This is a genomic window from Mycolicibacterium sp. P4_G11, from assembly GCF_056555145.1.
Map to the genome: position 1 here is coordinate 177,660 of NZ_JBFUJW010000004.1, position 14,714 is coordinate 192,373.

Genomic DNA, 14,714 nt, shown 5'->3' on the forward strand with positions numbered 1-14,714 from the left:
TGCAACCCCCTGCAACTCTGTCGAGGTGTGGTCGCCGTCACATAGAACTGGGGACATGAGAGCAGCTGTCTACTACGGACCCAACAAAGTCTCGGTCGAGGACGTCGCCGTCCCGGACCCCGGGCCGGGCACGGTCCAGTTGCAGGTCGGCTTCAACGGCATCTGCGGCACCGACCTGCACGAGTACTACGCCGGCCCCATCTTCGTCCCCACCCAGCCGCATCCGCTGACCCATCAAGAGCTGCCGCTGACGCTTGGCCACGAATTCTCCGGCACCATCACGGCTGTCGGTGCCGGAGTCACCGAGTGGCGCGAGGGTGACCGGGTGGCCGTCGAGCCGATCTACAAATGCGGCCACTGCGGACCCTGCGCGGCGGGTAACTACAACGTCTGTCAGCAGATCGGCTTCCACGGCCTGATGTCCGACGGCGGCATGGCCGAGTACACCGTGGTGCCGACGAACATGCTGCATCGGCTGCCCGACAACGTCTCGCTGGAACTCGGAGCGCTCGTCGAACCGATGTCGGTGGCCTACCACGCGGCGACCCTCGGCGACGTCAGCCCTGGCGACACCGCGATGGTCTTCGGTGCCGGGCCCATCGGCATCGGACTGTGGTTCGCCTTGCGCGGTAAGGGACTTCAGGATGTCTTCGTCGTCGAGCCGTCGCCGGTCCGGCGGGCCGCCATCGAAGCACTCGGCGCCACCACGCTGGACCCGACGGCCACCGACGTGCCCGGCTTGATCGCCGACCACACCTACGGCGCCGGCGCCGGCGCGGTGTTCGACGCCGCCGGCGTCACACCCGCTGTGGAGACGGCGCTGGCGTGCGTCGGGTCCCGCAAGCCGATGGTGAGCGTCGCCATCTACGAAAAGCCATTGCAGACACCACTTCTGAACCTGGTGATGAACGAGTCCCGCATCCAAGGGTCGCTGTGTTACACCGGCACCGACTTCGAGGCGGTCATCGCATTGATGGCTCAGGGCGCCTACGACACCACCGGATGGGTGGCCCAGATTCCGATCGGTGAAGTGGTCGCCGAAGGATTCGAAGCGCTGCATGCGGGGAACAAGATGAAGGTTTTGGTCGACCCGACGCGATGAGCGGAGAAACAGAAATGACACTGGCAGGCAAAGTAGCCCTGGTCACCGGCGCCGGCCGGGGGATCGGACGCGGTATCGCACTGCGGTTGGCCCGCGACGGCGCCGACGTCGCGCTCGTCGACGTCGAAGCCGATCCATTGGCGGAGGTGGCCGCCGAGGTCTCCGAGATCGGCTGCAAATTCACCACTTTCGTCGCGGATGTCAGTCAACGGGATCAGGTGTTCGCCGCGGTCGACTATGTCGCGACCGAACTCGGCGGGCTGGACATCATGGTCAACAACGCCGGTGTCGCGCTGGTCGGCCCGCTCGTCGACGTCACACCAGAAGACCTGCAGCGGTTGTGGGCGATCAACGTCGACGGCGTGCTGTGGGGCATCCAGGCTGCCGTCGCGAAATTCAAGGAACTCGGCAATCAAGACAACGGGAAGATCAGCAAGATCATCAACGCCTCGTCGATCGCCGGGCATGACGGCTTCGCGATGCTGGGGCCGTACAGCGCCACCAAATTCGCGGTGCGTGCCTTGACTCAAGCCGCGGCCAAGGAGCACGCCGCCGACGGCATCACCGTCAACGCCTACTGTCCCGGCGTGGTGGGCACCGACATGTGGGTCGAGATCGACCAGCGGTTCGCAGAACTGACCGGCGCCCCGGTGGGCGAGACCTACGCCAAGTTCGTCGGCGGGATTGCCCTGGGCCGGGCCGAAACCCCCGACGACGTAGCCGGATTCGTGTCCTATCTGGCCGGACCCGACGCCGACTACATGACAGGGCAGGCCGGTCTGATCGACGGCGGTCTGGTTTATCGCTGACATGCGGAGCACAATCGGCGATGATGCAGAGCCCGGCCGTGCCTGAACCAGCGGTAGCCGTTGGCGAGGACCCGCGCAGTTACGCGCGGTTGATGTCGGCTGTCTACGACGCCACAATGTCCGGCGGGCGCGCCCCGGCGCGGCCCCGCGACGTGATCGGCGACTCCTGGCAGCGCATGCTGGCCCGCGGCGTCAACCCGGACACCCACATCCCGCCGGTCATCGAAGCGACCGGGCTCGACGCGCTGCGAAAGGCATCGGGCTTGCTCACGGTGCTCGACGACGTGTCGCGCGGACTGGAATCCATTGTCGCCGAAGGGGACAACATCCTGGTGCTGGCCGACGCCCGGGGCCGCGTGCTGTGGCGTTCGGGTTCGCCGGCGGTACTGGGCAAGGCCGACCGGCTCGGGTTCGTCGAGGGCGCCAACTGGGGCGAGGGCGCCGTCGGCACCAACGCCATCGGCACCGCACTCGCATCCAACCGCGCCGTGCAGGTGTTCTCCGCCGAGCATTTCCTGCGCAGCCACCACGCCTGGACCTGCGCCGGCGCCCCGGTCCGCGACCCGCGCACCGGCCAGGTCATCGGCGTCGTCGACGTCTCCGGGCCGGCCGCCACGGTGCATCCCACCACCGTCGCGCTGGTCGACGCAGTCGCCCGGCTGGCCGAAGCGCACCTGCGCGAGCAGCACGATCGCACGCTGAACCGGCTGCGGATGGTCGCCGCACCGATCCTGGCCCGGATCGGCAGTCCCGCACTGGCGGTCGATGCCGACGGCTGGGTGGCTGCCGTCGACCAGATGCCGCTGCACAACCGGATTCTGCTGCCCGACGAACTGGCCCCGGGCCGGGTCTGGATCCCCACGCTGGGGCGGTGCGATGTCGAGCTGCTGCCTGGCGGGTGGCTGGTCCGGCCGTCCACTGCCGCCTCCGACGACGACGCGACCGCCACCCGCGTCGTGCTGGATCTGCGAGGGGCGCCCGTCCTCGAGATGGCGGGGCAGTTCGGTGGGTGGCGCCACGACATCTCGCTGCGGCACGCCGAGATCCTGCTGGTCCTGTCGATCCACCGGAACGGTCGGTCGGCATCGGAGCTGGCCGAGGACCTCTACGGTGACCGGAGTCGGGTGGTCACCGTGCGCGCTGAACTTTCCCGGATGCGAAAGCAATTGGCCGGCTTGATCCTTGGTAAGCCCTACCGGTTCGGCGAAGATGCCGTCATCGACGTGCGCTACCCGGCCGATCGCTCGACCCTGCTGGGCGCCTCCACGGCACCGGCCATCCGGGCCCTGCGCATTGCCCGGTCAGCAGACGCATGACCGTCGTTTTCAGGCGTTGCTTACGTGGGAGCCGTTGACTCGGAGTTCATGGCGCAAAAGGTCGAGTAGGGACCGCCCAGGTTTCCGGGTCAACGAGTATGCGGGCGGGGGAGCCGTTGACCAGGAATTCATGGCGCAAAAGTGCCCCGGCCATCCGGGCCCTGCGCGCCGTAGCCTGAACCAGCGGACCGACTAACCTGGCTGAATGCTGGATCTCACCGCAGACCCGATTGCTCTGACCGCCGCGCTGGTCGACATTCCCAGCGAATCGCGGCACGAGCAGCTCATCGCCGACGAGATCGAGACCGCGCTCAAGGCGCAGGCCCCGCACTTCGAGGTGATTCGCAACGGCGACGCGGTGCTGGCCCGGACCAACCTGGGCCGGCCGTCGCGGGTGCTGCTCGCCGGGCACACCGACACCGTCCCCGCCGCCGACAACCTGCCCAGCCGAATCGAAGGCGACGAACTCTGGGGTTGCGGCACCTCCGACATGAAGGCCGGCGACGCGGTGTTCCTGCACCTGGCGGCCACCATCGCCGAGCCGACGCACGACATCACCCTCGTCATGTACGACTGCGAGGAGATCGAGTCCAGCGCCAACGGTCTCGGCCGTATCGAGCGTGAACTGCCCGACTGGCTCAAGGCCGACGTCGCGATTCTCGGCGAGCCCTCGGGCGGCCTCATCGAAGCCGGCTGCCAGGGCACGTTGCGCGTCATCATCCACGCCACCGGCACGCGCGCGCATTCGGCGCGATCGTGGCTGGGCGACAACGCGATTCACAAGCTCGGCGCCGTGCTGGATCGGCTCACCGCCTACCAGTCGCGCTCGGTCGACATCGACGGCTGCGTCTACCGCGAGGGCCTCTCCGCGGTCCGGATCGACGGCGGCATCGCGGGCAACGTCATCCCCGATGCCGCGTCGGTCACCGTCAACTTCCGGTTCGCCCCGGACCGCAGCGTCGAGCAGGCGCTTGCGCACGTGCACGAGGTCTTTGCCGGTCTCGAGGTGACCATCGAGCTGACCGATTCCGCAGCGGGTGCGCTGCCCGGTCTGGCGCAACCGGCCGCGGCCGCGCTGGTGGCGGCCGCCGGGGGACAGGTGCGGGCCAAGTACGGCTGGACCGACGTGGCACGCTTTGCCGCCCTTGGCATTCCGGCGGTCAACTACGGGCCGGGTGACCCGAACCTCGCACACAAGGTCGACGAGCGGGTGTCGACGCCGGACATCACCGCGGTCACCGACATCTTGCGGCGGTACCTGACAAGTTGAGTAGCGTCCGCGTCGACAGCTGGATTTTCGCGGTCCGGATCACCAAGACCCGGGCGCTGGCGGCGGCCGCGTGCCGGGCCGGACACGTCCGCGTCAACGGCGTCACCGTCAAACCGGCCCAGCTGGTCAGTCCAGGTGACGAGGTTCGCGTCCGGATCGAGGGCCGTGAGCGCATCGTCGAGGTCATCCGTCCCATCGCCAAGCGGGTGGGCGCGGCCGTCGTGCCGGAATGCCTGATCGACCGCAGCCCGCCGCCACCGGCCAAAGAGACGATGCCCGCGGTGCCCATCCGGGACCGCGGCGCCGGCCGGCCCACCAAACGTGAACGGCGACAGCTGGATCAGCTGCGCGGCTACTGAGCGACGATAAATCAGTTGCGCCCGTGCGTATGGTGGGTTTTGCAACTGCTGTCAACGAAGGTGGGCCGAAAACATGCTGGGAGAAGACATCTCCGGATAACCGGAGTACGCCCTCGCCCTGTCACTCTCACGAGAGCTTTTGCATGTCTTCTATTACCTGTTCCCATTTGTCGTTTTCCTGGCCCGATGACACCGAGGTGTTTTCGGATCTGTCGTTCACCGTCGGTGCCGGCCGCACCGGACTGGTCGCTCCCAACGGCGCCGGGAAGAGCACACTGCTCAAACTCATCGCCGGAGAACTGCAGCCGACCGGCGGCGGAGTGACCGTCGACGGGTCGGTGGGCTACCTGCCGCAGACGCTGCCGTTCGCCACAGACCTGACCGTCGCCGAAATGCTCGGGGTGGCACCCATTTTGGCCGCGCTCACAGCGCTGGCGGATGGCGACGCGTCCGAGGCTGTCTTCGCCGCCATCGGCGACGAGTGGGACATCGAGGAACGTAGTGCGGCGCAGTTGGCGCGACTCGGCCTCGACGTCCCCCTCGACCGGGTGCTCGGCACGCTGTCCGGCGGAGAGGTGATCACTCTCGGGCTGGCCGCGCAGTTGCTGCGGCGGCCCGACGTCCTGCTGCTCGACGAACCCACCAACAACCTGGATACTGCTGCGCGACAACGGCTCTACGACGAACTCGACCGCTACCCAGGCGCGTTACTGCTGATCAGCCACGACCGTGCGCTGCTCGATCGGATGGATCGCATCGCCGAACTGCGTGACGGTGACGTCCAGTTCTACGGCGGGAATTTCACGGCGTACCAGGACGCGGTCGCCGACGCGCAACGTGCCGCTGCAGATGAGATGCGCAATGCGGAGTCGCAGCTCAAACTTCAGAAGCGCCAGATGCAGCAGGCCCGGGAACGCGCGGCCCGCCGAGCCGGCACCGCCGCCCGCAACCTGAAGGACGCCGGACTGCCGAAAATCGTTGCCGGAAAGCTCAAACGCAATGCCCAGGAATCGGCCGGCCGCGCCGACGAGGTCCATGCGCGCCGGGTCGACGACGCCCGGGCGCGCCTTGACGCAGCCGAACGCGCGGTGCGCGACGACGATGTCATCGCCCTCGATCTGCCGAACACGGAAGTCCCCGCGGGCCGTACCGTGCTGAGTGCGAGTGGCCTGAACATCCAGCGTGGTGGTCGGATGCTGTTCGCCGACAACGGAATCGACCTCGACATCCGCGGTCCGGAGCGCATCGCCCTGACCGGTCGTAACGGTGCGGGCAAGTCCACGCTGCTCCGGATGATCAACGGCGACATAGGGCCCGATGCCGGCACCCTGACTCGCGGCGACGGCCGCGTCGCCTACCTGTCGCAGCGCCTCGACCTGCTGGACGAGCAGCGCACGGTCTTGGAGAACCTGATGTCCTGGGCGCCGACCCTCAGCATCACGCGGAGGCGGCACCTGCTGGCGCAATTCCTGTTCCAGGACAACAGGATCGACCTACCCGTGTCGGTGCTCTCCGGCGGTGAGCGGCTGCGCGCGACGCTGGCCTGCGTGCTGTACGCCGAACCGGCGCCGCACCTGCTGCTGCTCGACGAACCGACGAACAACCTCGATCTGGTGAGCGTCGGGCAACTGGAATCCGCGCTGAACGCCTACCGTGGCGCCTTCATCGTCGTCAGCCATGACGAACGATTCCTCGACGCGATCGGCATCGAGCGCCGGATGACGCTGCCCTAGCCCGGCCCTGAGCCTGGGGAGGTCGGCGTTCGAGGCGCCGGCGGGGTCTGTACCCCCAGTTCGGTTGGCGCCCGTCAACTTTCATTGACCGTCAATGAAAGCTGACGGGTCCGGATCGCACCTGTCCTACAGACAGGTGCGGCCGGACCAAGTACTACGGCTAAACGTCCTGCGGCCGGGTCTGGGCCGGGCGGCGCGGCGGGGGAGCCGTGCCTGCCGGCCCGGTCGCCGACTCCGCATCGGCGGCACCGGACTGACCGCGGTGCTCAACCGACAGAATCCGTTTGTCGTCCTCGCCCTTTTCGTGGCGCTCGGGGTCGCGGCGCTCCCGATCCCGGTCCCGGTCATCAGCGTCCGACTTATCTTGTTCCCCAACGGTATCCACGCCGCTGGGGTCGCTCAGTCCGCCAAGTCCGGCTCCCGCGGCGTGTCCGGCACCGGCACCGTCGACCCCGCCCAGCCCGCCGAGCAGCCCACCCAATACGCCGCTGACGCTCTGCGCCAACTGCCCAGGAATCTGACCCAACGACTGCGCCACACCCTGTGCGATCTGCCCGGCCTGTTGGCCTACCTGCCCGAGCGTCTGCGCCACGTCACCACCACCGGCGGCCGGGCTACCCGGCACTGCCGCGCCGAGGCCACCCGGCGTGCCGGCACTGACGCCACTGCCACCCCCTGGGATGCCCTCGGCTGCCGAGGACAGGCCACGCGCGCCCTGCTCGTCGCCGGCCCGGTAGGACTCGGCGGCGCGGTGCAACTGCTCGGACATCTGCTGGCCGGCCGCACCCGTCGACTGCAGGATGTTGTCCCGCCGTGCCATGACCCCGCCGAGCGCCGAATTCATCCCGAAGGCGATCAACCCGTGTGTGGTCGCGGGGCCGACCGACTGCCCAAGGCTGCCGCCGTTCTGCAGCTGTCCGAGCCCCGCGGCGACTGCGTCGTGCACCCGGGCCATGCCCAGCACACCCTCGGTATTGACGTACAGCGGATCGCCCATGACCTGCTCCCTCGATGACCTGTTGCGGTCAATCCTATGGCGGGTCGGACGACCCGCCGTGCGGCAAATGGTCAGGCGCGCTCGGCGGCGACCCCCGTCGCCACCGCGCGGGCCTGCCGGCCGAAGACGCAGTCGACGCTGACGCGGTCGAAACAGCCGGCGGCCCGGACATCGCCCAGGCGCGCCGCGTCGTGCAGGGCGCGCAGTGCCACGGCCGACTGGCCGCCGCGCTCGGCGGCGCGGAACGCCTCGCGGGCAGCGGCTATGGCGCCGTGCTGATCCCGCCGAGCCGCGTTGGTCCAGGCGCGGGCCAGCGCCAATTCGGGGGCGAACAACATCGACTTCAGCCCATGCCGAGCCTCGGCACGGGCCAGGGCGCGGCCGGCCTCGGCGGTCGCTCCGCGTTGGCCGAGCGCCTGCGCCAGCAGCATCCACGCCAGCGGACCCCACGAATATCCGGTGGGCGCCAGCACCTTTGCGGCATCGCCGAGCAGCTCGATCGCCGAGTCGAGTTCGCCTCGCGCGATCAACACGTCGGCCAGCAGCACCTCGCCGATGGCCCGCCCGGGTTGTTGCGACTGGGTGAAGTCGATCAACTCCTGGGCCAGTTCCTGAGCCTGGTCCGGTGCCCCGTCCAGCAAGAGGGCCGTCGTCTGCCCGAAGCCACTGGTGAACCGCAGCAACCCGGGCTGCCCGGCGGCCAGGGCACGTTCGGCGAAGGCGTCCACTTCGGTCAACCGGCCCGTGCGGGCGCAGCTCAGCGCCGCCGCCGATGCCGCCCAGCCGACGGCGGTGTCGCTCGGGTCGTCACTGGCCAGCACCGAGTCGGCCAGCTGCATGGCCCGGCTGAGATTGCCCGCGTTCATCGCGAAGGTCGCCGACAGCGCGTCCAACGTGACCTGCGCGGCCGGCGTCTGCACCCGGCTTCGGATGGTGCGCAGGAAGGCCGTCGCGCGCTCGGGCTCGGACAGCATCCAGAACTGATTGGCCGCGCGGGGCAGTGCCCACGTCATCAATGCCGGCTCGGTCAGCGCCGCCGGATCGACCTCGGCCAGCACCGCATCGGCGTCCAGGCCGCGGCCCTGCCAGGCCAGTGCGTAGCTCAACGTCACCCGGGTGGCCAGGCCGCCGGCCGGCAGCGCGGTCCGACCCAGCCGTTCGGCCAACTCCAGATCGCCCAGGCGCAGGGCATCGTCGGCGGCGGCAGCCAGCTCGGCCACCCGCGCAGCGGCACCGCCGTCGAGTGCCCGCACCGCGCGCCGCAGCCGGGCGACGACACCGTCGCCGTCCAGCGGCGGCAGTTCCGGCGCCTCGAACGCAGCAGACGAGCCTGGCCCGTCAGCCGCCACCGGTACCACCAACCGGTCCCGCGCCAACGACGAAATGCCCTCGGGCAGAGACTGATTCGCTTCCGCTGTCACGATGACCCGGGCCGCGCCGGACACCGCGAGCTGATACACCAGCGACGCCGAGAGTCGGTCCAATAGATGCCCGTCATCGACGACCAACAACAGTCCCGTCCCGAGCGCTTCCCGCGCCGCTCGCAACACCTGCACCGTCCGCCCGGTCTCGGGCACCGTGAACAACCGCTCGAACGCCGCGAACGGCACGCACGAATCGGCCGCGCTGCCGGCGATCCAGGCCGCGCGCTCGAACCCCGGTGCCAGCTCCTCGTACGCCGCCCGCGCCCACGCGGTCTTGCCGGACCCACGGGCACCGGTCAGCAGCGCACCGGCTCCGGATTCGACGCCCGCTTTCAGCTGGCTGAGCACCACGATCCGATCCTATGGCCGAGCGACGGACGGCACGGCTCGATTAGCGTTGTGCTGTGCTGGCCGACAACATCCCCGAAAACTCTTATGCCGTCTGTGTCTACTGCGCCGCCGGTCCCCGTCATCCCGAATTGCTCACTCTCGCCGCCGACGTCGGCCGGGCCATCGCCGCGAAAGGCTGGACCCTGGTGTCCGGCGGCGGCAACGTCTCGGCGATGGGCGCCGTTGCCGACGGTGCCCGGGAGAACGGCGGCCGCACCGTCGGCGTCATCCCGAAGAAACTGGTGCACCGCGAGCTGGCCGACGTGAACGCCGCCGAACTGATCGTCACCGACACCATGCGCGAGCGGAAGCAGATCATGGAGGACCGCTCCGACGCGTTCATCGCGTTGCCCGGCGGCATCGGCACCCTCGAGGAGTTCTTCGAGGCCTGGACAGCCGGCTACCTCAACATGCACGACAAGCCGCTGGTGATGCTCGACCCGCACGGCCACTACGACGGCCTGCTGACCTGGCTGTACACGCTGGTCGACACCGGATACGTGCAGCAGGCCGCGCTGGACCGGCTCGTGGTCGCCCGTGACGTCGACGAGGCGATAGCTGCTTGTGCACCCGGTCACATCGCTCACTAGGCTCACCACGCATGAGTGACGACACTTCACGCACCGGCGTCGGCCTGCTGGACATCGCCAAGCAGCTGCCGGGCTTCCTGGCTGACGCTCCGGTGATCGCTCGGGGCCTGATCACCGGTTTCGGCGCCAGCCCGACGGCGAAGACATCGATCGGCAAGGTGTTCCAGGAACGCGCCGAAGCCAACAAGAACAAGGTCTTCATCAAGTTCGACGACCAGCGCATCACCTACGGCCAGGCCAACGCGACCGTGAACCGCTACGCGTCGGTGCTGGCGGCCAAGGGTGTCGGGCCAGGCTCCGTGGTCGGCGTCATGCTGCGCAACTCGCCGGACGCGGTCCTGCTGATGCTGGCGACGGTCAAATGCGGCGCGATCGCCGGGATGATCAACTACAACCAGCGCGGCAACGTGCTGGCACACAGCCTGGGCCTGCTCGGCGCCAAGGTCCTGGTCGCCGAGGCGGACTTCGTCGAGCCCGTCACCGAGTGCGGTGCCGACCCGGAGCTGACCAAGGGCCTGGTCTCGGTTGAGGAGCTGCGCGAGCTCGCCGTCGGCCAGTCGACCGCCAACCCGGTCGGCACCAGCCAGATCCTGGCCAAGGAGAAGGCGTTCTACATCTTCACCTCGGGCACCACCGGCCTGCCGAAGGCCAGCGTCATGACGCACTACCGCTGGCTGCGCGCGCTCGGTGGGTTCGGCGGGCTGGGACTGCGCCTGAACAGCAGCGACACCCTGTACTGCTGCCTGCCGCTGTACCACAACAACGCCCTCACCGTCGCGACGTCGTCGGCCCTGAACGCCGGTGCCGCGCTGGCGCTGGGCAAGTCGTTCTCGGCCTCGCGCTTCTGGGACGAGGTCATCAAGTACGACGCCACCGCCTTCATCTACATCGGCGAGATCTGCGGCTACCTGCTGAACCAGCCGCCCAAGGCGACCGACCGGGCGCACAAGGTCCGGGTCATCGCCGGCAACGGTCTTCGCCCCGCGATCTGGGACGAGTTCACCTCCCGCTTCGGCATCAAGCGCGTGTGCGAGTTCTACGCCGCCAGCGAGGGCAACACCGGCTTCGTCAACGTCTTCAACATCGACAAGACCACGGGCATCTGCCCGTCGCCGGTCGTGTACGTCGAATACGACCTGGAGACCGGTGAGCCGGCCCGTGGCCCCAACGGCCGGCTGCGCAAGGTCAAGCGCGGCGAACCGGGTCTGCTGCTCAGCAAGGTCAACAACCTGCAGCCGTTCGACGGCTACACCGACAAGTCGGCCAGCGAGAAGAAGCTGGTGCGCAACGCGTTCAAGGACGGCGACGTCTGGTTCAACACCGGCGACCTCATGCGGTCGCAGGGCTTCGCGCACGCCGCGTTTGCCGACCGCCTCGGTGACACCTTCCGGTGGAAGGGCGAGAACGTCGCCACCACCGAGGTCGAGGCCGCGCTCGGTGGCGACGACCAGGTGGAGGAGTGCACGGTCTACGGCGTCGAGGTGCCGGGCTGCGGCGGCCGCGCCGGGATGGCGTCGGTGCAGCTGCGCGACGGTGCCGAATTCGACGGCGCCGCGCTGGCCAAGGCCGGCTTCGAGCATCTGCCGGCCTATGCGGTGCCGCTGTTCATCCGGATCGTGCCCGCGCTGGCGCACACCTCGACGTTCAAGAACCAGAAGGTCGACCTGCGCAAACAGGGCTACGGCGCGGAAGTTTCGGACCCGATCTACGTGCTGGCGGGGCGAGAGGACGGCTACGTGCCGTTCTACGCCGAGTACCCGGCCGAGGTGAAGGACGGCAAGAAGCCGCGCTAGCCCGACGGGCCGCTGATGGTGCCGGTGTGACTCCCGGGGCGATTGGCGGCCGTCGCGGGCAGCGAATGTGCCGTCAGCGCGCCCGTTTCGGCGGCTCCGCGCGCTGAGTGCACATTCGGCGCGTCCGAGACTTCCGGTTAGCCTGGGAGCCGTGCAGTCCTCCGCAAGGGGCCAGTTCCTGGGTCGCCAGGTGGCCGGCGATCGCGCGCTGATCATGGCGATCGTCAACCGCACCCCGGATTCCTTCTATGACCGGGGGGCGACCTTCAGCGACGGCGCAGCCAAGGACGCAGCGCACCAGAAGATCGCCGACGGGGCCGACGTCATCGACATCGGCGGCGTCAAAGCCGGGCCGGGCAGCACCGTCGACGCCGACGAGGAGATCGCGCGCGTCGTGCCGTTCATCGAATGGCTCCGCGGCGAATACCCCGACCAACTGATCAGCGTCGACACCTGGCGGGCGAACGTGGCCAAGCAGGCCTGCGCGGCCGGGGCCGACCTGATCAATGACACCTGGGCCGGCGCCGATCCCGGGCTGCCCGAGGTGGCCGCCGAATTCGGGGCCGGGCTGGTCTGCTCGCACACCGGCGGGGCAGTGCCGCGGACCCGGCCCTTTCGCGTCAACTACGGCGTCACCGAACGCGGTGTGGTGGACGACGTCATCGCCGAAGTGACCGCCGCGGCGGCGCATGCCGTTTCCGTGGGCGTCCGCAAAGACGCCATCCTGATCGACCCGACGCACGATTTCGGCAAGAACACTTACCACGGTCTTAGTTTGTTGCGCCACGTAAAAGATCTTGTAAATACCGGATGGCCAGTGCTGATGGCCCTGAGTAACAAGGATTTCGTAGGGGAGACTTTAGGAGTCGAACTGACCGAGCGCCTGGAGGGGACGCTGGCCGCGACGGCACTTGCCGCCGCTGACGGCGCCGCCATGTTCCGGGTGCATGAGGTGGGCCCCACCCGGCGCGTCCTGGAAATGGTCGCGTCGATCCAGGGCGGGCGTCCACCGAGCCGAACAGTGAGGGGACTCGCGTGACCCTAAGTCCTGAATTGACCGCAGAAGGCATCGCTCGCCATGCCTGGCTGGCAGAACGCAGCTGGAGCCGGCCGACGTGGACCATCGCCGAGCTCGAGGCCGCCAAGGCCGGCCGCACCGTCTCCGTCGTGCTGCCCGCGCTGAACGAGGAAGACACCGTCGCCGACGTCATCGACAGCATCAGCCCGCTGCTGGGTGGCCTGGTCGACGAGCTGGTGGTCCTCGACTCCGGTTCGACCGACGAGACGGAACTGCGCGCCATCGAGGCCGGGGCGCGGGTCGTCAGCCGCGAACAGGCCCTGCCCGAGGTGCCGGTCCAGCCTGGCAAGGGCGAGGCCCTGTGGCGCTCGCTGGCGGCCACCACCGGCGACATCGTCGTGTTCGTCGACTCCGACCTGCTCGACCCTGATCCGATGTTCGTGCCCAAGCTGCTCGGGCCGCTGCTGCTGGCCGACGGCGTGCACCTGGTCAAGGGCTTCTACCGGCGGCCGCTGAAGATCAGCGGCGGCGAGGACGCCAACGGCGGTGGCCGGGTCACCGAGCTGGTGGCACGTCCGCTGCTGGCGTCCCTGCGGCCCGAGCTGACCTGCCTGCTGCAGCCGCTGGGCGGCGAGTACGCCGGTACCCGGGAGCTGCTGACGTCGGTCGGGTTCGCGCCGGGCTACGGCGTCGAGATCGGCCTGCTGATCGACACCTACGACAAGTTGGGCCTCGACGCCATCGCTCAGGTCAACCTCGGGGTGCGTACACATCGCAACCGGCCGCTGACCGAGCTGGCCGCGATGAGCCGTCAGGTGATCGCCACCCTGCTGTCGCGCTGCGGCATCAGCGACTCCGGCGTCGGGCTGACCCAGTTCTTCCTCGACGGCGACGCCTACACGCCGCGGACGTCGACGGTGTCGCTGATCGACCGTCCGGCGATGAACACCCTGCGCTGATCCCACTTTGTCGGTGCGATCCGGCAGGATCGTCGGTGTGACGCTGATTCTCATCTACCTCGTGGTGCTGATCCTGGTCGCGGTGGTGCTGTTCGCCCTGGGCACCGTGTTGTTCGGCCGCGGTGAGCAGCTGCCCCCGCTGGCGCGGGGCACCACTGCCACCGTGCTGCCCGCATCCGGTGTCACCGGCGCCGATGTCGATGCCGTGAAGTTCACGCAGACCCTGCGCGGCTACAAGACCAGCGAGGTCGACTGGGTGCTGGACCGGCTGGCGCAGGAGCTGGACTCGCTGCGCGGCGAGCTGACGACATTGCGTGCGCAGACCGCACCGCCTGAATCGCTCCTCACGTCCGCGGAAGCCGAGCAGTGACTGCTCCCGACGGCCGGGTCCGGTGCGGCTGGGTCGACATCGGCGAGTCCGCCGACGCGACGCAGTACCGCGACTACCACGACACCGAGTGGGGCCGCCCGCTGCGCGGCACGCAGGCGCTGTTCGAGCGCGTCTCGCTGGAGGCGTTCCAGAGCGGCCTGTCGTGGCTGATCATCCTGCGTAAGCGGGAGAACTTCCGGGCTGCGTTCCACGGATTCGATGTGGCGAAGGTGGCCGGCTTCGGGGAGCAGGACATCGACCGGCTGCTGGCCGACCAAGGCATCGTCCGCAACCGCGCCAAGATCGAGGCGACCATCGCCAACGCCCGCGTGATCGACGACGGTCTGGACCTCGACGAGCTGCTGTGGTCGTTCGCGCCGCCATCGCGGCCGCGGCCGGTTGACCTGGCGCAGGTCCCGGCGACCACCCCGGAGTCGGTGGCCATGGCCAAGGAGCTGAAGCGGCAGGGATTCCGGTTCGTCGGCCCGACCACGGTGTATGCGTTGATGCAGGCCACCGGGATGGTGGACGACCACATCGAGGCCTGTTGGGTGCCCCGGCACAGCTCATCGGAGGTCTGACGG

The 14,714-nt window shown here is 68.8% G+C and carries 14 protein-coding genes; 12 read left to right on the forward strand and 2 right to left on the reverse strand.

Annotation, left to right across the window (positions count from 1 at the left end; all coding sequences use genetic code 11):
• Nucleotides 1-55 precede the first annotated feature (55 nt).
• From AC1U2B_RS10400 to abc-f, 6 genes are all read left to right on the forward strand, one after another.
• Entirely contained in the window at nt 56-1,102 is a 1,047-nt protein-coding gene (locus AC1U2B_RS10400) for a 2,3-butanediol dehydrogenase (RefSeq protein WP_480216739.1), read from the forward strand.
• 14 nt (nt 1,103-1,116) lie between these two features.
• Entirely contained in the window at nt 1,117-1,911 is a 795-nt protein-coding gene (locus AC1U2B_RS10405) for an acetoin reductase (protein WP_480216740.1), read from the forward strand.
• Between the two features lie 23 nt (nt 1,912-1,934).
• Nucleotides 1,935-3,227: a GAF domain-containing protein gene (locus AC1U2B_RS10410; RefSeq protein ID WP_480216741.1), complete on the forward strand. Its 1,293-nt coding sequence runs from the start codon at nt 1,935-1,937 to the stop codon at nt 3,225-3,227.
• 205 nt (nt 3,228-3,432) lie between these two features.
• A complete protein-coding gene (gene dapE / locus AC1U2B_RS10415; protein WP_260972784.1) occupies nt 3,433-4,497 on the forward strand; it encodes a succinyl-diaminopimelate desuccinylase in 1,065 nt (354 codons plus the stop codon).
• Nucleotides 4,494-4,856 carry an Hsp15 family ribosome-associated heat shock protein gene (locus tag AC1U2B_RS10420; RefSeq protein ID WP_043395497.1) on the forward strand — a complete coding sequence of 121 codons (363 nt, stop codon included), beginning with the start codon at nt 4,494-4,496 and terminating at the stop codon, nt 4,854-4,856. Before dapE ends, AC1U2B_RS10420 begins: the two co-directional genes overlap by 4 nt.
• Before the next feature lie 143 nt (nt 4,857-4,999).
• Nucleotides 5,000-6,589, forward strand: a complete 1,590-nt coding sequence (abc-f, locus tag AC1U2B_RS10425; protein WP_480216742.1) for a ribosomal protection-like ABC-F family protein — start codon at nt 5,000-5,002, stop codon at nt 6,587-6,589.
• A gap of 160 nt (nt 6,590-6,749) precedes the next feature.
• Here the strand turns inward: abc-f and AC1U2B_RS10430 are convergent, their stop codons facing one another.
• Both AC1U2B_RS10430 and AC1U2B_RS10435 read right to left on the reverse strand, forming a co-directional pair.
• Nucleotides 6,750-7,586 (reverse strand): type VII secretion target, encoded by an 837-nt coding sequence (locus AC1U2B_RS10430; protein WP_480216743.1) that lies wholly within the window; start codon nt 7,584-7,586, stop codon nt 6,750-6,752.
• 71 nt (nt 7,587-7,657) lie between these two features.
• Nucleotides 7,658-9,313 (reverse strand): tetratricopeptide repeat protein, encoded by a 1,656-nt coding sequence (locus tag AC1U2B_RS10435; RefSeq protein WP_480216862.1) that lies wholly within the window; start codon nt 9,311-9,313, stop codon nt 7,658-7,660.
• Nucleotides 9,314-9,414: 101 nt separating this feature from the next.
• Here AC1U2B_RS10435 and AC1U2B_RS10440 point away from each other — a divergent pair, with 101 nt between their 5' ends.
• The 6 genes from AC1U2B_RS10440 to AC1U2B_RS10465 all read left to right on the forward strand — a co-directional run bounded on the left by AC1U2B_RS10440 (nt 9,415) and on the right by AC1U2B_RS10465 (nt 14,711).
• Nucleotides 9,415-9,990: a cytokinin riboside 5'-monophosphate phosphoribohydrolase gene (locus tag AC1U2B_RS10440; protein WP_480216744.1), complete on the forward strand. Its 576-nt coding sequence runs from the start codon at nt 9,415-9,417 to the stop codon at nt 9,988-9,990.
• An 11-nt stretch (nt 9,991-10,001) separates the two neighbouring features.
• Nucleotides 10,002-11,783 carry a long-chain-acyl-CoA synthetase FadD6 gene (fadD6, locus tag AC1U2B_RS10445; RefSeq protein ID WP_480216745.1) on the forward strand — a complete coding sequence of 594 codons (1,782 nt, stop codon included), beginning with the start codon at nt 10,002-10,004 and terminating at the stop codon, nt 11,781-11,783.
• A 214-nt stretch (nt 11,784-11,997) separates the two neighbouring features.
• A complete protein-coding gene (gene folP / locus AC1U2B_RS10450) occupies nt 11,998-12,822 on the forward strand; it encodes a dihydropteroate synthase (protein WP_043984842.1) in 825 nt (274 codons plus the stop codon).
• On the forward strand, nt 12,819-13,760 hold the full coding sequence (locus tag AC1U2B_RS10455; protein WP_043395487.1) for a glucosyl-3-phosphoglycerate synthase: 942 nt from the start codon (nt 12,819-12,821) through the stop codon (nt 13,758-13,760). Before folP ends, AC1U2B_RS10455 begins: the two co-directional genes overlap by 4 nt.
• 37 nt (nt 13,761-13,797) lie before the next feature.
• Complete coding sequence (locus AC1U2B_RS10460) at nt 13,798-14,130, forward strand: DivIVA domain-containing protein (protein ID WP_480216746.1); 333 nt, start codon at nt 13,798-13,800, stop codon at nt 14,128-14,130.
• The gene (locus AC1U2B_RS10465) at nt 14,127-14,711 is read left to right on the forward strand and encodes a DNA-3-methyladenine glycosylase I (RefSeq protein ID WP_480216747.1); all 585 of its coding nucleotides are present in this window, start codon (nt 14,127-14,129) and stop codon (nt 14,709-14,711) included. The genes AC1U2B_RS10460 and AC1U2B_RS10465 overlap by 4 nt, the downstream gene beginning before the upstream one ends.
• The last annotated feature ends 3 nt before the right edge of the window (nt 14,712-14,714 follow it).